Raw genomic sequence first — 18,457 nt, 5'->3', positions numbered from 1 at the left:
TAGGTACTCAAAATGGTTTATTCTCTTTGTTTAATTAAGACCGTTTCCAATCCTAATCTTACGCTGTCAATTCAATATGTTTATGAACTTTTTCTTTTCTTTCTTAAGGCGTTTATCTCCTAAGCGGGTGCAAATATAAAACCCTTTTTTTATTCACACAATGTTTTTTGAAAAAAATTTTGAAAAGTTTTTTAACCCTTTCTTTTCTCACTCTTAAAAAACACATCCTTTATGAACTATTCCTAAAAACTTAATCGCTTTGCGTCGTTTTCGGGGTGCAAATATACAACCCTTTATGTTTTACAAACAAACTTTTTTTAAACTATTTTTTGTTTTATTTTATATCTATATACGCAAGCCTTATTATCAATCATTTATAACAAATGATTACTGTAGGAGAATATAGATTTATTCTCCTTTCCGTAACTAATTATTAAAATATCCTTTTATAAATGATATAACAATATATAATTATGGCTGGAACATTGTATCTAAATTATTAACCTATTATCTTTGCCTCTTTATTTTAATACATAAATATATAATGATTCAGATTACATTACCTGATGGTAGCATTAAGTCGTTTGAAAACAACACGACAGCAATGGAGGTTGCTAAAAGTATAAGTGAAGGCTTTGCCAGAAATGTTATTTCTGCAAAATTTAATGATACAGTTATAGAAACCAATACTCCAATAACCACTGATGGTTCACTAATCTTATATACATGGAATGACGAAGACGGTAAAAAAGCTTTTTGGCATTCATCTGCACATATCTTGGCGCAAGCTATAGAAGAGCTTTATCCAAATGCAAAACTTTGGGTTGGTCCTGCAATAGAAAATGGATTTTATTATGATATAGATTTAGGGGAAGACACTATTTCAGATAAAGATTTTAAAAGCATTGAAAACAAAATGCTCGAAATTGCTAGAGGTAAACATGATTTTAAAATGCGAAAAGTTTCAAAACTTGAGGCGTTATCATATTATAGAGATAAAAACAATTACAAACTTGATTTGATAGGGAATCTAGAAGATGGTACGATCACGTTTTGCGATCATTCAACATTTACAGATTTGTGCCGTGGAGGTCATATTCCAAATACAGGAATAGTTAAAGCTGTGAAAATTTTAAGTGTTGCAGGTGCCTATTGGAAAGGAGATGAAAACAACAAACAATTAACTCGTGTTTATGGGATTTCATTTCCAAAACAAAAAGAATTAACCGAATATTTAGAATTACTTGAAGAAGCTAAAAAAAGAGATCATAGAAAACTTGGTAAAGAATTAGAGTTATTTACTTTTTCACAAAAAGTTGGTCAAGGTCTTCCTTTATGGTTACCAAAAGGAGCAGCTTTACGCGAACGTTTAGAGAGTTTTCTTAAAAAGGCTCAAAAGAAAGCAGGTTATGAAATGGTTGTTACTCCACATATTGGCCAAAAAGAATTATATGTTACTTCGGGACATTATGCGAAGTATGGAGCAGACAGCTTTCAGCCTATAAATACACCAAAAGAAGGAGAGGAATTCTTACTAAAACCTATGAATTGTCCACATCATTGTGAGATTTACAATAGTTCGCAATGGTCTTATAAGGATTTACCTAAACGTTTTGCTGAATTTGGTACAGTATATAGATATGAGCAAAGTGGAGAGCTACATGGATTAACTAGAGTACGAGGTTTTACTCAGGATGATGCACACATATTTTGTACTCCTGACCAACTTGACAAAGAATTTAAAGATGTTATAGATTTAGTTCTATATGTTTTTGGTTCTTTAGGATTTGAAAATTTCACAGCACAAGTATCTTTAAGAGATACCGAAAACCCAGATAAATATATTGGAGAAAATCATTTATGGGAAAAAGCAGAACAAGCAATTATAAATGCTGCTGAAGACAAAGGGTTGGATTTTGTAATTGAAACAGGTGAAGCAGCATTTTATGGACCAAAATTAGATTTTATGGTTAAAGATGCTTTAGGAAGACAATGGCAATTAGGTACAATTCAAGTAGATTATACGCTTCCTGAACGTTTTGATTTAACTTATAAAGGAAGTGATAATGAACTTCATAGACCAGTTATGATTCATCGTGCGCCATTTGGAAGTATGGAACGATTTATAGCAATTTTATTGGAACATACTGCAGGAAATTTCCCTCTTTGGCTTATGCCAGATCAAGTTATTGTACTATCAATTAGTGAGAAATATGAAAAATACGCGAAAAAAGTTTTAAATGTGTTAGAAAATAACGAAATTCGCGCCCTAATTGATAATAGAAATGAAACTATGGGGAAGAAAATTCGGGAAGCCGAAATGAAGAAAATCCCTTATATGATTATTGTTGGAGAGAATGAGGAGCAGGAAAATAAGATTTCTGTACGCCAGCATGGTGGAGAAGATCTTGGCATGATTACTGTACAAGATTTAACTAATATTATTAATGAAGATGTAAATAAGTCTTTAAAAACATTTTAAAAATAAGTTTAACTAAAAATATAAAGCCATAGCAATACGTAGAAGAAAACAAGTCTCAAGACGCGTTAGTCAAGAAGATCAGCACAGAATTAATTCTAAAATTAGGTCTGAAAAAGTCCGTTTAGTAGGTGATAATGTCGAAGTTGGTGTTTATCCAACTAAAGACGCACTTACAATAGCAGATGAACAAGGTTTAGATCTTGTAGAAATATCTCCTAAAGCAGATCCTCCTGTTTGTAAGGTTATGGATTATAAAAAGTTTCTTTACGAACAAAAGAAACGAGAAAAAGTTTTAAAATCTAAAGCTAGTAAAGTTGTAGTTAAAGAAATTCGTTTTGGACCTCAAACCGATGATCATGATTATGATTTTAAAAAGAAACATGCTGAGAAGTTTTTAAAAGAAGGTGCTAAATTAAAAGCATTTGTATTCTTTAAAGGACGCTCGATAGTTTTTAAAGAACAAGGACAGATTTTGCTATTAAGATTAGCACAAGATTTAGAAGAACTAGGTAAAGTAGAACAAATGCCAAGACTGGAAGGTAAACGTATGACTATGTTTATTGCTCCAAAGAAGACAAAATAATCCTGATATACAGGTTGAAAATAATAAGTGAAATAAACAAAACTAGGAGAACAAGATGCCTAAAATGAAAACCAAATCTAGTGCCAAAAAACGTTTTAAGTTAACAGGTACTGGTAAGATTAAAAGAAAGCATGCTTTTAAAAGTCACATCTTAACAAAGAAGTCTAAAAAGCGTAAGTTAGCATTAACTCACAGTACATTAGTACATGCGAGTGATGAAAACAGTATTAAGGAACAATTACGATTAAAGTAATTACGTTCGGTTAAATTATTTATAAACCCTGGAGTTGGGCAATTAAAGTATCGATTTTCGATCGCCTACTACAAAAAACAATTAAAATTATGCCAAGATCAGTAAATTCTGTAGCAAAAAGAGCCAGAAGAAAAAAGGTTCTTAAACAAGCAAAAGGTTACTTTGGACGTCGTAAAAACGTTTGGACAGTAGCAAAAAATGCGGTTGATAAAGCGATGTTATATTCGTATAGAGACCGTAGAAACAAAAAGAGAACATTCCGTGCTTTATGGATTACGCGTATTAACGCTGGAGCCAGAGAACATGGATTATCTTATTCTCAATTTATGGGGAAATTAAAAGCTAACGATATTGAATTAAACCGTAAGGTTTTAGCAGATTTAGCTATGAATAACCCTGAAGCTTTTAAAGCTGTAATAGAGAAAGTAAAATAAGGCGTTTCGCCTATTGTATAACATATTTCACTTATAAAAAATCCGACTCGTTTGAGTCGGATTTTTTTTTTACGTTAAGGATTGAAGCGACATCCTTTTTATTTTATTATAAAAAGATATAGCGTAAAGCCTGCAAATATTTTTAGAATAAAAAATGTTTGAACGCCATAATAATAAACAAGAATAATAATTTATTACTATTATGTTTTCTGCTTTTTCTTTCTTGCTGCAGGAAACAAAACATTATTTAAGATAAGTCTATAACCTGGTGATGTTGGGTATAAATCCAATTCTGTTTTTGGATCTCCTACTCGATGTGTATAGTCTTCGGGATCATGACCTCCATAAAACGTGAAAAACCCTTTTCCTTTAATGCCATGGATATATTTGGCTTCACCATTTGTTTTATTTTCTCCTAAAACCAATACATTAGACTTTATTTCATTTCTTGTAAAAGCCGTTGTTTGTCCCATAAACCCCTTAACTAAGGCTGTATGATTTTGACATAACATAGTTGGAATAGGATCCCATTTAGCAGAAAAATCCATGAGTGTAAAATAATCTGTTATTTTTGGAATCTGTCTTTTTTGAGTCATATCTATTGAAGAGAACTCGTAAACCATAGGATTTCTTTCCAAAGTAAAATCTTTAAAAGCAAAAGTTCTAGTGTAATTAATTTTAGATTGATAATTGGCATCACTTGCATCTCCATCGAACATAGGTTCGCAAATATCTACTCCTTCAGCAGCTAAAGCAATATCAAAACTGTCTGTTGCGCTACACATGGCAAACATAAAGCCTCCACCAATTACATATTCTCTAATTTTTAAAGAGACTGCTAACTTAGCGTCTGATACTTTTGAATATCCTAATTTAGTCGCTAAAGCTTCTGCATCTTTTTTTTCATTTATATACCAAGCAGCAGTTCTGTAATTGGCATAAAATTTACCAAATTGTCCAGTAAAATCTTCATGATGAAGGTGCAACCAATCATATAATAATAAGGCATCATCTAAAACTTCTTCATCATATACAGTTTCATATGGAATTTCAGCATAAGTTAAAACCATCGTTACTGCATCGTCCCAAGGTAATTTTCCTTTAGGTGTGTACACAGCTATCTTTGGTGCTTTTTCTAAAACCACAGCTTCCATATTTTTACTTGGACTACTAATATCTTCTAAGATTGATTCAGTTTTAGCATCAGACAATATTTCAAATGAAACACCTCGAATTTGGCATTCACGTTGAATTTCTTCTGTATCAGGCAACAAGAACGAACCACCTCTGTAATTTAACAACCATTTTACTTTTAGCTGCTTTTCAAGCGTCCAATAAGTAATTCCGTATGCTTTTAAATGATTCTTTTGAGTCTCAGCATCCATGGGAATAAGAATATAGGATGCAAAAGAGTTTACAGAGAATAATAAAACGAAGATGAATACTAGCTTTTTCACAGTTGAAATATACTCAAAATATTATTCCTCTTAATTGTATTTAAATAAAATTTAACCAATTAAACACAGCTATTTTGCAGACAGCATATTCGAAATAACTTTTGTATTTGGAAACTGCTCTAAGATAATTTTAATAAAAACAGTAATTGGAATGGCCATGATTAAACCTGGAACTCCCCAAATAAATCCCCAGAGCATAAGCATGACAAGAACAGTAATGACATTTAGTGAAAAAGATTTGCCCATAAATATTGGTTCTAAAATAGCTCCAAATAATACTTGAACTCCAGTTATTGATACAATAAAGAAGAATAAGGTACTTGTTGGATCTAATTCTATAAATGCAAAAGCAGATAATAACACAACCGAAATAACAGAACCAACCATCTGAACGAAATTAATAACAAAGGCAAATAGACCCCAAAAAATAGGGAAACTTACGTCGAAGAAAACGCATGCTAAACCTGTTCCAATTCCTGTTGCAAGACTTATAAAAAACTTAACTTCAATAAACTTAATTAGGTCTTTTTCAATTTTTCTGAATGTTTTAACTGAAGCATGTTTTTGTTTAAGAATGGTACTATTCAATACTTTCTGAACATTAATAGATTCAGCTAACCATAAAACAACAAAAAATATAGTCATTAAAACTGTGGTTACAAACTTCCTTAAGTAATCGAAAGTAGGAAGAATATCGTCTTGCTGAAAAAATTGAGAAAATAAAGTCTTTTCACTTTGTAGTTCAAACCCAAATGTTTCCTGTGCAGTAGCGAGCAATGCTACAAACTTCTCTTCAGCTTTAATAAAAAAACCAGTATCCGAATTAAGAATTTGTCTACTTGATAATTGAATAAGCTCTACACCAATTTTTAAACCTCCTAAAATAAGCAGGATAACAATTATTATACTAATTAATTTTGGTACATTTTTTTTGCCAAGCCAACGCATTATTGGTAAAAACAATAGAGCAATAATCATTGAAAACACTAGAGGTATAAAAATAAACGATAATATTTTTAGTAAGTAAAAAACTAAGGGAATAACGATTATTAACAGTAATGTATTTGTGGTTTTTAGTTTATCCATAATAAGCTTTACTAATAAAATAAATTTGGGAGCTAATTAAAAAGGTACATCGTTCTCTTCAGGTGAGCCAAAAGCATCGTTTGCAGATGGGAATTTGTCTGGTGAGAATGTATTATCGTTTGCAGCTGCATTCATTTTAGAGTGAAATTCTTGACCAAAAGGCGTATCAAAATCGTCCAGATTATCGAATTTACCTAAATGTCCTACAAACTTTAATCGAATATTATCAAGTCCTCCATTTCTATGCTTCGCAATAATAAATTCTGCTTGACCTTCGGTTGGTGTTCTTTCTTCATCATCCCATTCATCAATTTTATAATATTCCGGTCTGTAAATAAAAGATACAATATCTGCATCCTGTTCAATAGCTCCAGATTCACGAAGATCTGAAAGTAAAGGCCTTTTACTTCCTCCACGAGTTTCAACTGCACGAGATAATTGAGATAAAGCAATAACTGGAACGCTTAATTCTTTAGCAAGTGCTTTAAGATTTCGCGAAATGGTTGAAATTTCCTGCTCTCTATTTCCTCCTTTTTGACTACCACCTGCAGTCATTAGCTGCAAATAATCTACAACAATAAGTTTAATACCATGTTGTGATGATAAACGCCTTGCTTTTGCACGAAGATCGAAAATTGAAAGAGAAGGTGTATCGTCAATAAACAATGGGGCTTTTTCTAAACTTTTAACTTTTACATTTAACTGTTCCCATTCATGTTTTTCTAATTTTCCAGTTCTCAACTTTTCTGAAGACAAACCAGTTTCGCTTGATATTAAACGCATTATCAATTGTACTGAAGCCATCTCTAAAGAGAAAAAAGCTACAGGAATATTTTGATTAACAGCAATATTTCTTGCCATAGACAAGGTTAAAGCTGTTTTACCCATACCAGGACGAGCTGCAACAATAATTAAATCGCTTTCCTGCCATCCAGAAGTTAGTTTATCTAATTTTGTAAAACCAGATGGAATACCACTTAATCCTTCTTTATTAGAAATTTCTTCTATTTTCTTTTTAGCTTGAATTACTAATTCTTGAGCTGTTTCACTAGATTTCTTTATGTTTCCTTGAGTAACTTCGTATAATTTTGATTCTGCTCTATCTAATAAATCGAAAACATCTTGAGTTTCGTCGTATGAATCTTCAATAATTTCGCTTGAAATTTTAATTAAACTTCTTTGAATAAACTTTTGAAGAATTATACGTGCGTGAAACTCGATATGTGCCGAGGAAGATACTTTTTGAGTTAAAGAAATTAAATAAAAATCACCTCCAACCAAATCTAGTTTAGAATTTTTCTTTAACTGACTAGAAACAGTTAATAAGTCTACTGGTTCACTATTTTCAAATAACTGAAAAATAGCTTCAAAGATATGTTGGTGTGCTTCTTTATAGAATGCATCAGGACTTAAAATGTCAATTACTTCATCGACACCTTTTTTATCAATCATCATTGCTCCAAGCACAACTTCTTCTAAATCAATTGCTTGAGGAGGAATTTTACCTCTCTCTAAGTTGATTAGAGTACTTTTATCTACTTGATATCCCTTTATTTGGTTTGGTTGTTTCATACGTTACGAAAGTAGCTAATTTGACAAGATAAATGATGACAATTTGAATCTTGATTGTCCACCATAAGTTAACAAATTAACTGTTAATAACTTAATAATATTGTTGATAAGCATAAAAAAAATCTGAAATAAGACATTTCAGATTTATGTTTTATGGGTTATTAAAGAATTAGCCTTTAAAAACACCCATTCCCATATATTTTTCCATACGATTATTTACTAAATCTTTTGGTGATAAGTTTTTCAATTCCTCGTATGTTTTAAGAATAGCATTTTTTACAGTCAAAAATGTTTTTTCTCTATCACTATGCGCACCACCAATTGGTTCTTTAACTATTTCATCTACAATACCCATTTTTTTCATATCTGTAGCTGTTAATTTTAAAGCTTCAGCAGCTTGTTCTTTATATTCCCAACTTCTCCAAAGAATAGATGAGCATGATTCTGGTGAAATAACAGAATACCAAGTATTCTCTAACATGAGCACTTTATCTCCTACTCCAATTCCTAAAGCTCCACCTGAAGCACCTTCTCCAATAACAATTGTTATAATTGGTACTTTTAAACGTGTCATTTCTAGAATATTTCTTGCAATAGCTTCACCTTGACCTCTTTCTTCAGCTTCTAATCCTGGATAAGCTCCTGGTGTATCTAATAAAGTAACTACAGGAATTCCAAATTTTTCAGCAGATTTCATTAAACGAAGCGCTTTTCTGTAACCTTCAGGATTTGCCATACCAAAATTTCTGTACTGTCTTGTTTTGGTATTGTATCCTTTTTGTTGACCAATAAACATGAAGCTTTGATCTCCAATTTTACCTAATCCACCAATCATGGCTTTATCATCCTTAAAACCTCTATCTCCATGAAGTTCTAAAAAAGAGTCACCACATAAAGCCTTAATATAATCTAATGTATAAGGTCTACTAGGATGACGAGACATTTGTACACGTTGCCAAGGTGTCAAGTTTTTGTATATATCTTTTTTAGTAGCTATAAGTTTTTTCTCTATTTGCTTACAGGTTTCTGTAACGTCAACTTCACTTTCTAGGCCAATAATTTGGCATTTCTGTAGTTGATCTTCGAGTTCTTTTATGGGAAGTTCAAATTCTAAATATTCCATTTGAAATAATAGTTTGTTTGTTGTTAGCTTACAAAATTACATATTTTATTTCGTTTTAATTTTCGAAATAATAATTAATATTGAAAGTTGATTTCATTAATAAAAATACAAAAAAAGAATAAACCCTTTTTCTTCTATTCTTGATGAAGCTTATTCTTTTGTTTTTTTAAGTTTTTTATAACGCCATTTATCATCACCACACTAATAATTATTGCAGCTCCAATATAAAACGAGGAGCTCATTATTTCTTTTTCAGGGAACAATATTAGCGCTAAAACTATTCCATAAACAGGCTCAAGATTATAGGTTAAAACCACTGTATAAGGGCTAATATACCTCATAACGTAAACTGAAGCTATAAAAGCGTAAGCAGTACATACAGAAGCTAAAATAAATAAGTAAATAAAATCTGAAAGACTTAAAGTGAAAAATGATTCTGAAAATCCATCTCCAAAAAAATACATAAAAAGACTAATAAACAACACACCACTTACAAACTCGTAAAAAGAGATGACTGTTGCAGTATGCTGCTCTAAGAATTTTCCATTTAAAACTGCAAATGTTGAAGACAGGAAAGCTGAAATTATTCCTAATACAATACCATACAAATATTTGAATTCGCTATTTGTAATAATAACAACGCCTATAATTATAAGGATACCAAATAGCATTTCATACCAAATAATTTTTCTTTTATAAATTAAAGGTTCCAATAAAGAAGCAAAAAATGCTCCTGAAGAAAACATAGCTAGTGTAATAGAAATATTAGCCACATTTATGGATTCAAAAAAGGTAATCCAATGCAAAGCAATTATAATTCCTGCCAGAGCAAGTTTTCCTATTGATTTTAAAGGAATTCTAATTTTTACTTTGGTAATAAATATAAAACCTACCATAATTATAGTAGCCATAAACATTCTATACCAAACCAACGATACTGAACTAATAGAAATTAACTCTCCTAATATAGCTGTAAAACCTGCTATAAAAACCAGAAGATGTAAATGCAGATAATTTTTTAGTTTATCGTTTTGCATTGTAAAGAAGGTAAGCAGCTAAAAACCCAAAAATTACATTTGGAAACCAAACAGCAACTAATGGAGAAAAATCTGACTGTGAAGCTAAAACTCCAAATATTTTATCGAAAAACACAAATACCATGGCAATACAGATTCCAAAAGCAAGATTCACTCCCATGCCTCCACGTCTCTTTATAGAGGAAACAGCAACAGCAATTATGGTTAAAATAAATACAGAAACAGGTAAACTCCACTTTCTATATTTTACAAGTTTATACCTGTTAATGTATGAAGATCCTCTTTTTTCTTCTTTTTCAATAAACTTATTTAATTCTCCATAAGGTAATGTTTCTGCTATATAAACTACTGGAGTAAGATCTTCTAGATCGAAAGAAAATAGTGTGTCTTTTCTTCTAGTAACCTCAATAATATCATCTCTTTCGCCAATATGCCTTTTTGTATAAGTAACCAATCGATACATACTGTCTTTTTCATTATACTTAATAGTATTGGCACTAATTTTATAAGTCATTTTTCCATTTTCAAAATGCTCAAGTGTAAAATCTCGTCCGAGTTTCTGCTTAACATCAAAATTACTTACATATATATAATCGTTATCATTAATCTGCCTATATACATTTTGGTTATCTAAGGCATCTTTGCTGTTTTTAAGGTATTTGTAATTAAAATCGTTAAAGCCATTACTAGCATTTGGAGCTAAATACATTCCTAATACCAATGCCAAGATTGATACTATAGTTGCTCCAATCATGTAAGGTCTTAAAAATCTAGAAAAAGAAACTCCTGAACTTAAAAAAGCAATAACCTCAGTATTATTTGCCAATTTAGAAGTAAACCATATAACTGAAAGAAATAAAAATAAAGGAAATAGTAGATGTGCAAAATAAATTGTGAAGTCTAAGAAATAAATTAGCACTTCAAGGAATGGCACTTCGTTTTCAAGAATTTTACCTATTTTTTCAGCTAAATGAACTGTTATTCCTATAGGAATAAACAAGAGCAACATGATAAAAAATGTGAATAAATAACGCTTTAATATGTACCAATCAAGTATTTTCAAAATTATAATCGTTTATCCATTTGTTTCACCATCATATCCTTCCAAGTTCTAAAATCTCCAGCTAATATATGTTTTCTAGCTTCACGAACCAACCACATATAAAACCCTAGATTATGGATGGTTGCAATTTGGGCTCCTAATCTTTCATTAACAGTAAACAAATGACGTAAATATGCCTTTGTATAATCTGTATCCACAAAAGTAATTCCCATATCGTCTACAGGAGAAAAATCATCTGCCCATTTAAGATTTTTAATATTTATGGTTCCATGAGCTGTAAATAACATACCATTTCTAGCATTTCTAGTAGGCATAACACAATCGAACATATCTACTCCTAAAGCAATATTTTCTAAAATGTTAATAGGAGTTCCAACTCCCATTAAATATCTAGGTTTGTCTTCAGGCAAAATATCTGTTACAATTTCTGTCATAGCGTACATTTCCTCGGCAGGTTCTCCAACAGATAGACCTCCAATGGCATTTCCTTCTGCTCCTGCATTAGCAATATATTCTGCAGATTGTTTTCTTAAATCTTTATAAGTACTTCCTTGAACTATAGGAAAAAACGTTTGACTATAATTGTATTTAAAAGGTGTTTTTTCTAAATGATTGATGCATCTATCCAACCATCTATGCGTCATATGCATAGATCGTTTGGCATAATGATAATCGCAAGGATATGGTGTACATTCATCGAATGCCATAATAATATCAGCTCCTATTGTTCGTTGAATTTCCATTACGTTTTCAGGAGTAAACGTATGATAGCTTCCGTCTATGTGGCTTTTAAACTTTACACCTTCCTCCTTAATTTTTCTATTTGCAGAAAGTGAATACACTTGATATCCACCAGAATCGGTTAAAATATTTCTATCCCAATTCATAAATTTATGTAATCCTCCTGCCTGTTCTAATATAGTAGTTTGAGGTCGTAAATATAAATGATAGGTATTTCCAAGAATAATATCTGGATTAATATCATTTTTAAGTTCTCGTTGGTGTACACCTTTAATAGATGCTACTGTGCCAACAGGCATGAATATTGGTGTTTCTATTTTGCCATGATCTGTAGTTATTTCTCCAGCTCTAGCATTCGATTGTGTGTCTTTTCCTTTTAATTCAAAAATCATATTCTAAATATCATCAGTTGGCAAATATAAATAACATAAAGCGAGGAATTTCTTAATAAAAACAAAATTGTTAGCAAAACACCAACAATCGTTAATAAGTGCCATAAATCTCCTTTTGAATAAGTATATTAATACTCTATTTTTGTTGCTGAAAAAACTAACAAATTAAACATGCCAAATACACAACATTTAAAAGATTTAACTACTCAAGTTCGTCGAGATATTCTACGAATGGTTCACAAAGTAAACTCAGGACATCCTGGAGGATCGTTAGGATGTGCAGAATTCTTTGTAACACTTTACCAAAGTATCATGGACAGAAAAGATGGTTTTGATATGGATGGAATTGGCGAAGACCTTTTCTTCTTATCAAATGGTCATATTTCACCAGTATATTACAGTGTTCTAGCAAGATCTGGTTATTTTCCAGTAGAAGAATTAAACACATTTCGTCTAATTAACACGCGTTTACAAGGACATCCAACAACTCATGAAAATTTACCTGGAATTAGAATTGCTTCAGGTTCTTTAGGTCAAGGTATGTCTGTAGCATTAGGAGCAGCACAAACTAAAAAACTAAATAATGATTCTCATTTAATATACAGCCTACATGGAGATGGTGAATTACAAGAAGGTCAGAATTGGGAAGCTATTATGTATGCAGCTGGTAACAATGTAGATAATATAATTGCTACCATAGATTTAAATGGTCAACAAATTGATGGTTCCACAGACGATGTTTTACCAATGGGAAGTGTAAAAGATAAATTTGAGGCTTTTGGATGGACTGTAGTTGAAATAAACGAAGGCAATGATATAGATGCCATATTAAAAGGTATGGCTGAAGCAAAAAGTAAAACTGGACAAGGAAAACCTGTTTGTGTCTTATTAAAAACGGTTATGGGTAATGGAGTCGATTTTATGATGCATACGCATGCTTGGCATGGTAAAGCACCAAACGATGAGCAATTAGCAATTGGATTAGCACAAAACCCAGAAACATTAGGAGACTATTAATTATCAATCAACAACAAAAATGAAAACATACACAAATACAGGAAGCAAAGATACTAGATCTGGTTTTGGAGCTGGATTAACAGAACTAGGCAAAACTAACGAAAATGTTGTTGCACTTTGTGCCGATTTAATTGGATCGTTAAAAATGGACGATTTTAAGGCCAATCATCCAGAACGTTTTTTTCAAGTAGGAATTGCCGAAGCTAATATGATTGGTTTAGCTGCTGGAATGACTATTGGTGGAAAAATTCCATTTACTGGTACTTTTGCAAATTTTTCTACAGGTCGTGTTTACGACCAAATTCGTCAAAGTGTTGCTTATTCAGATAAGAATGTAAAAATATGTGCCTCTCATGCTGGATTAACTTTAGGTGAAGATGGTGCAACTCACCAGATTTTAGAAGATATTGGCTTAATGAAAATGTTGCCAGGTATGACAGTTATAAATCCTTGCGATTATAACCAAACAAAAGCTGCAACAATAGCTATTGCAAAACATCATGGACCTGTTTACTTACGTTTTGGAAGACCAAAAGTAGCGAATTTCACTCCAGAAAATCAAACTTTTGAAATTGGAAAAGCATTGCATTTAGTAGATGGTACAGATGTTACAATTGTTGCCACTGGACATTTAGTTTGGGAAGCTTTAGAAGCTGCTAAAGCTTTAAATGAAAAAGGCATTTCTGCTGAAGTAATAAATATTCACACAATAAAACCTCTTGATGATGAAGCTATTATCAAGTCGGTTTCCAAAACAGGATGTATAGTTACTGCTGAAGAACACAATTTTCTTGGTGGATTAGGTGAAAGTGTTGCAAGAGTTTTAGCAACCAGTAAACCAACACCTCAAGAGTTTGTTGCAACTAAAGATACTTTTGGAGAATCTGGTACTCCAGAACAACTTATGGAAAAATACGGTTTAAACAGTCAGGCTATTATTAAAGCAGTAGAAACTGTTATAAAAAGGAAATAATTGCTTTATTGTTTCGTTTTAAGTAAAACCTTTAAAAACGATATTCAATGAAACAAGTATTTTATATAAGTTTAGCTTTTTTAGTTTTTACTACTTTTTCTCAAGCACAAAACAAATCTGGTTTTGGGTTTAAAGGTGGTGTGAATTATAATTCCAATGGAGATTATTTTGAATCTATAAGTAGTAATGCAGAACATCCTGAAAAAAGCATTGGTTACCATTTTGGGATCTTTGGTAAATTAGGGAATAAAATCTTTGTTAAACCAGAACTAGTTTATACTAGCACAAAAAGTGAATATAATGGGGACAGTTTTAAAATGCAAAAACTGGATGCACCTGTTTTGGTTGGCTTGAAATTTCTAAAATTATTAAATGTATTTGTTGGTCCTTCGTTTCAATATATTATAGATACAGAGTTTGAAGGCATAGATGTAAGTAATATTGAAAACGATTTTACCGTAGGTTTAAATTTTGGTGTAGGTGTTAGCTTTAACAGAATTGGAATTGATTTAAGATATGAAAGAGGGTTTAGTGAAAACGAAGCCACGTTTATAGATACTAATATAAGTTCTGCAAGTGTAAGCAGAATTGATACAAGACCAGATCAATTGATATTAAGTTTGTCCTTTATTCTATAAAAAAAAGCCTCTTAATTTTTAAGAGGCTTTTTCTTTATAAAGTTGTTTAAGTATTTAGTTTACACTACTATCTAAATAATCAGGAGTACCATCATCGTTAGAATCTGTTAAAACAACTGTATTTAATGTATAAGTGCCATCGTTATTTTCAACGATACTAAATAATATTTCGTTAGCTGCAGCATTAGTATCATAATACGTTTGAGCGTCATCACGAGACATAAATGGCATCATACTTTCATCTTCAGTATATTCTTTTTGTTCAACTTCATCTTTAGTCAAAGTACCATCACCATCATCATCAACATCAACAAAATTTGCTAAGCTATCTCCATCTGTATCATCATCAAAATAATCCTCGTTCCCATTTAAATCTTCTAAATAAGAAAAAACAGTGTCATTATCATGATCTAAAAGGGTTCTTTTTTGAGAACTATAAGTGAAAATTAAATTTGAATAAGCAGGAACAGTTGCTTGTGTTTGAGAAAAATAACCTAGTCCAGAAGGAACAAATACAGCTCCAATACCATGATTATGATTTGTTATGGTTCCATCACCATTTTCAGAGAAACCTTCTCTAGCTTTAAATTCTATAATACTTTCTCTAAATCCATCTACTACTCCTCTAGCGTTTCCTACTGCTGTTAAATCAAACGGAACAGCAGAGACTGCACTATCAAATAAAGTCCCATCTATTAAAAGCCCTTTATAATCAGCAAATACTCGATCTATTGGATGAATAGTACCTCCAAGACCTTCTCTAACTACTAAATAATAAAGCGTGTAAACAATTCCTTCGGAATCTGTAACTTCCTTGCTTGTTACTTGATTCATCAATGGTGTTTTATCGCTATTAACTCCAGAAATCGTATCGAAAACTATTTCAAACGTATCATTAGGTGTTACGTTATAAGGCATAATACTTAAGTCTGAATATGTAGGGTTTTGCTCAAATTCTTCGTAATTATAAAAATGAGTTTCTAAATATTCTTCAATTTCGACTATGTTCTCATCATATACTTCTTGTCTGTCTCTTATAGGAACCGGTTCCGGTTCCGGGTCTTCATCATCTTTTTTACAAGATAAGACAACCAAAGAAAAACATAAAATAGTAGTTATAAAATTTCTTAATTTCATTATTGCTTCTTTTTTGAGGTGCAAGATACAATTTATTAATAATTTTGCACAAGAACATTAACGTAGATTTTAGATAAAAGTTATGCGAATTGACAAGTATTTGTGGTGTGTTAGATACTTTAAAACAAGAAGTATTGCAACAACTGCATGTAAAAAAGGACATGTAAAAGTAAATGGAGATGTTGCAAAACCAAGTAGAGATGTATTTCCTACAGATAACATAGAAGTTAGAAAGGACCAAATTAACTACAGTTTTACAATAAACGACTTACCTCCAAATAGGGTTGGTGCAAAATTAGTCGATATTTATAGATTAGATACCACACCAAAAGAAGCATTTGAAGCTCAAGATCTATTAAAATACTCTAAAGATTATTATAGAAAAAAAGGAACTGGTAGACCAACAAAAAAAGACCGAAGAGATATAGACGATTACCAAATAGAAAATGAATAAAATACAATACATTATTAAAATTGTATTTTATCTTTGAATAAATAATATAGGAACATGGCTTTAACTAAGAACGTTATTTTAAATCACACAGAAATTAATCATAAAATTAAGCGCATTGCTTATCAGATTTATGAGAATAATGTTAACGAAACCGAAGTTATTCTAGCTGGAATTGATTGTAATGGATATATTCTAGCAAAAAAGTTAAAAACAGTGTTAAGTAAAATATCTCCAATAAATCCTATTCTTTGTAAGGTTATAATAGATAAAAAAAATCCTAGAAATGAGATTAAGACCTCAATTAACGCTAATGATTATGAAAACAAATCGGTTGTTTTAATTGATGATGTTTTAAATTCTGGAACCACTTTAATTTATGGAGTAAAACACTTTTTAGAAGTGCCTTTAAAACAATTTAAAACAGCTGTACTTGTTAACAGAAACCATAAAAAATATCCTGTTAAAGCCGATTTTAAAGGAATATCTTTATCTACTTCCTTAAACGAACACATTGATGTTATTTTAGAAGGAAAGGAATTTAAAGCCTATTTAAAATAGTTTCATTATTATTTCTTCAATTACTTCTTCTTTAGATTTGTTGGCATCAACTTTATAAGTTGCTTGATTATAAAATGGTAAACGCTCAAACAAATGTTTACCAACAAACTCTAACATATCACTTTCATTAGACACATATTTAACTAATGGTCTTTTGTCTTTATCATTCATCAACCTTTTCGCTAATTCGACTACTGGAACATCTAAATAGATAGATTTCAAATCTTTATTATCAGTTAACAATTTTAAGTTATTTGAAAAGCAAGGTGTTCCTCCTCCAAGAGATAAAACCATGCTTGTATTTGATGAAATAATCTCTTTTAAATAACTATTCTCAACTTTTCTAAAAAATATTTCACCCTTTTCTGAAAATATTTTTTGAATTGTTTTGCCTTCAATTTCTTCAATATATTGATCAAGATCTATATATTTTACATTTAAAATTTCAGCTAATTCGCTGCCTATTAAAGACTTCCCTGAAGCCATATATCCTAATAAAATAATTTTCATAAGTGGTCTACTATTATAACTATATATCAATACAAATTAACAAAACAAAAAAACAAAAATAATCCTTAAAAAAGGTTTGGATTATTAATTAAACGTTTTATATTTGCACCCTCGTTAGAGAAACACAAATTGACCTGGTAGCTCAGTTGGTAGAGCATCTCCCTTTTAAGGAGAGGGTCCTGGGTTCGAGCCCCAGCCCGGTCACAAAAAAAAAAGTTAAGCTTTTCGCTTAACTTTTTTTATTTTTACACCTTTATTTTGCGCACGTGGCGGAATTGGTAGACGCGCTAGCTTGAGGGGCTAGTATTCGCTTAGGATGTGGAAGTTCGAATCTTCTCGTGCGCACAAATTATTCTTTAAGAAGTAGTTCTATTTGCTCCTTTACTCCATCGCTATGCCAATTTGCTGCGCCTGTTTTATCAATAATAATATTACCTAATTTGTCTATAATAAAAGTTCTAGGAATTGCGCTTACTTGAAATGTTTCTGGGTTAGTTGTTTTTGGTGTATGAAACTGAAAGCTATATTCATTTTTATTAATAAAACTTTGAATAACTTTTGACTCTTCGTTGGATACAAATAAAAACACAACATCATCCTTATATTGATTATAAAGCGCTTCTAAACTTGGCATTTCTGCTATACATGGTGGACACCAAGTTGCCCAAAAATTAATAACAATAACTTTCCCTTTTGCTTCGTTAAAATTATAAGTTTCACCGGAATCACTAATTAATTGCCAATTATAATCTGTTAGCTTTTCTCTTTTATTTTTATCAATTATTGAAGGTCCAAATAAGGCAATTCCCTTATGAAGAAATATTTGAATAGGTTGCCTAGTCTGAGGGATTATTAAAAGGGCTATAACTATTAAAAATATGATGTTACTAGTATTGAATTTTGGTTTTTTCATTTGATATAAAGTCGTATTTCAAGTTATAAACTTA

The 18,457-nt window shown here is 31.2% G+C and carries 19 protein-coding genes and 2 tRNA genes; 11 read left to right on the top strand and 10 right to left on the bottom strand.

Going from position 1 to position 18,457, the window contains the following annotated elements; genetic code table 11:
* Positions 1-544: 544 nt before the first annotated feature.
* The 4 genes from thrS to rplT all read left to right on the top strand — a co-directional run bounded on the left by thrS (position 545) and on the right by rplT (position 3,752).
* Complete coding sequence (thrS, locus tag LX78_RS12080; protein ID WP_109682919.1) at positions 545-2,482, top strand: threonine--tRNA ligase; 1,938 nt, start codon at positions 545-547, stop codon at positions 2,480-2,482.
* Positions 2,483-2,510: 28 nt separating this feature from the next.
* Positions 2,511-3,065: a translation initiation factor IF-3 gene (infC, locus tag LX78_RS12075; RefSeq protein WP_170109849.1), complete on the top strand. Its 555-nt coding sequence runs from the start codon at positions 2,511-2,513 to the stop codon at positions 3,063-3,065.
* 55 nt (positions 3,066-3,120) lie between these two features.
* Entirely contained in the window at positions 3,121-3,318 is a 198-nt protein-coding gene (rpmI, locus tag LX78_RS12070) for a 50S ribosomal protein L35 (protein ID WP_109308746.1), read from the top strand.
* Positions 3,319-3,407: 89 nt separating this feature from the next.
* The gene (gene rplT / locus LX78_RS12065) at positions 3,408-3,752 is read left to right on the top strand and encodes a 50S ribosomal protein L20 (protein ID WP_109682917.1); all 345 of its coding nucleotides are present in this window, start codon (positions 3,408-3,410) and stop codon (positions 3,750-3,752) included.
* Positions 3,753-3,952: 200 nt separating this feature from the next.
* Here rplT and LX78_RS12060 read toward each other — a convergent pair whose 3' ends face one another.
* The 7 genes from LX78_RS12060 to tgt all read right to left on the bottom strand — a co-directional run bounded on the left by LX78_RS12060 (position 3,953) and on the right by tgt (position 12,223).
* Entirely contained in the window at positions 3,953-5,137 is a 1,185-nt protein-coding gene (locus LX78_RS12060; RefSeq protein WP_109682916.1) for an asparagine synthetase B, read from the bottom strand.
* A 141-nt stretch (positions 5,138-5,278) separates the two neighbouring features.
* On the bottom strand, positions 5,279-6,295 hold the full coding sequence (locus LX78_RS12055) for an AI-2E family transporter (RefSeq protein ID WP_109682915.1): 1,017 nt from the start codon (positions 6,293-6,295) through the stop codon (positions 5,279-5,281).
* Positions 6,296-6,331: 36 nt separating this feature from the next.
* Positions 6,332-7,867 carry a replicative DNA helicase gene (gene dnaB, locus LX78_RS12050; RefSeq protein ID WP_109682914.1) on the bottom strand — a complete coding sequence of 512 codons (1,536 nt, stop codon included), beginning with the start codon at positions 7,865-7,867 and terminating at the stop codon, positions 6,332-6,334.
* 169 nt (positions 7,868-8,036) lie between these two features.
* Entirely contained in the window at positions 8,037-8,990 is a 954-nt protein-coding gene (locus LX78_RS12045; RefSeq protein ID WP_109682913.1) for an acetyl-CoA carboxylase carboxyltransferase subunit alpha, read from the bottom strand.
* 134 nt (positions 8,991-9,124) lie between these two features.
* Positions 9,125-10,027: a DMT family transporter gene (locus LX78_RS12040; RefSeq protein ID WP_109682912.1), complete on the bottom strand. Its 903-nt coding sequence runs from the start codon at positions 10,025-10,027 to the stop codon at positions 9,125-9,127.
* The gene (locus LX78_RS12035; protein ID WP_109682911.1) at positions 10,014-11,090 is read right to left on the bottom strand and encodes an LptF/LptG family permease; all 1,077 of its coding nucleotides are present in this window, start codon (positions 11,088-11,090) and stop codon (positions 10,014-10,016) included. Before LX78_RS12035 ends, LX78_RS12040 begins: the two co-directional genes overlap by 14 nt.
* 2 nt (positions 11,091-11,092) lie before the next feature.
* The gene (gene tgt, locus LX78_RS12030; protein ID WP_109682910.1) at positions 11,093-12,223 is read right to left on the bottom strand and encodes a tRNA guanosine(34) transglycosylase Tgt; all 1,131 of its coding nucleotides are present in this window, start codon (positions 12,221-12,223) and stop codon (positions 11,093-11,095) included.
* A gap of 138 nt (positions 12,224-12,361) precedes the next feature.
* Here tgt and LX78_RS12025 point away from each other — a divergent pair, with 138 nt between their 5' ends.
* The 3 genes from LX78_RS12025 to LX78_RS12015 are packed head-to-tail and all read left to right on the top strand — an operon-like array spanning position 12,362 to position 14,851.
* Positions 12,362-13,240 carry a transketolase gene (locus LX78_RS12025; RefSeq protein ID WP_281267913.1) on the top strand — a complete coding sequence of 293 codons (879 nt, stop codon included), beginning with the start codon at positions 12,362-12,364 and terminating at the stop codon, positions 13,238-13,240.
* 19 nt (positions 13,241-13,259) lie between these two features.
* Positions 13,260-14,213: a transketolase family protein gene (locus LX78_RS12020; protein WP_109682908.1), complete on the top strand. Its 954-nt coding sequence runs from the start codon at positions 13,260-13,262 to the stop codon at positions 14,211-14,213.
* A 47-nt stretch (positions 14,214-14,260) separates the two neighbouring features.
* A complete protein-coding gene (locus LX78_RS12015; RefSeq protein WP_109682907.1) occupies positions 14,261-14,851 on the top strand; it encodes an outer membrane beta-barrel protein in 591 nt (196 codons plus the stop codon).
* A gap of 54 nt (positions 14,852-14,905) precedes the next feature.
* Here LX78_RS12015 and LX78_RS12010 read toward each other — a convergent pair whose 3' ends face one another.
* Positions 14,906-15,988, bottom strand: coding sequence for an FKBP-type peptidyl-prolyl cis-trans isomerase (locus LX78_RS12010; RefSeq protein ID WP_109682906.1), 1,083 nt, complete (start codon positions 15,986-15,988; stop codon positions 14,906-14,908).
* Between the two features lie 82 nt (positions 15,989-16,070).
* Between LX78_RS12010 and LX78_RS12005 the strand changes: the two genes are divergently transcribed.
* Both LX78_RS12005 and LX78_RS12000 read left to right on the top strand, forming a co-directional pair.
* Positions 16,071-16,442, top strand: coding sequence for an RNA-binding S4 domain-containing protein (locus tag LX78_RS12005; RefSeq protein WP_109682905.1), 372 nt, complete (start codon positions 16,071-16,073; stop codon positions 16,440-16,442).
* Between the two features lie 54 nt (positions 16,443-16,496).
* On the top strand, positions 16,497-17,000 hold the full coding sequence (locus LX78_RS12000; RefSeq protein ID WP_109682904.1) for a phosphoribosyltransferase family protein: 504 nt from the start codon (positions 16,497-16,499) through the stop codon (positions 16,998-17,000).
* Here the strand turns inward: LX78_RS12000 and LX78_RS11995 are convergent.
* Positions 16,992-17,510, bottom strand: a complete 519-nt coding sequence (locus LX78_RS11995; RefSeq protein WP_109682903.1) for a shikimate kinase — start codon at positions 17,508-17,510, stop codon at positions 16,992-16,994. The genes LX78_RS12000 and LX78_RS11995 overlap by 9 nt on opposite strands.
* Positions 17,511-17,641: 131 nt before the next feature.
* Here LX78_RS11995 and LX78_RS11990 point away from each other — a divergent pair.
* A tRNA-Lys gene (locus LX78_RS11990) sits at positions 17,642-17,714 on the top strand.
* A gap of 56 nt (positions 17,715-17,770) precedes the next feature.
* Positions 17,771-17,855 (top strand) — tRNA-Leu (locus tag LX78_RS11985).
* Positions 17,856-17,859: 4 nt separating this feature from the next.
* Here the strand turns inward: LX78_RS11985 and LX78_RS11980 are convergent.
* Positions 17,860-18,423: a TlpA family protein disulfide reductase gene (locus LX78_RS11980; protein WP_109682902.1), complete on the bottom strand. Its 564-nt coding sequence runs from the start codon at positions 18,421-18,423 to the stop codon at positions 17,860-17,862.
* Positions 18,424-18,457 lie beyond the last annotated feature (34 nt).

Origin of the sequence: Xanthomarina spongicola (genome assembly GCF_003148645.1) — a bacterium.
Classification (GTDB): Bacteria; Bacteroidota; Bacteroidia; order Flavobacteriales; family Flavobacteriaceae; genus Xanthomarina; species Xanthomarina spongicola.
Note: the sequence above shows the minus strand (reverse complement) of the source record. Positions and strands in the feature narration are given on the sequence as shown.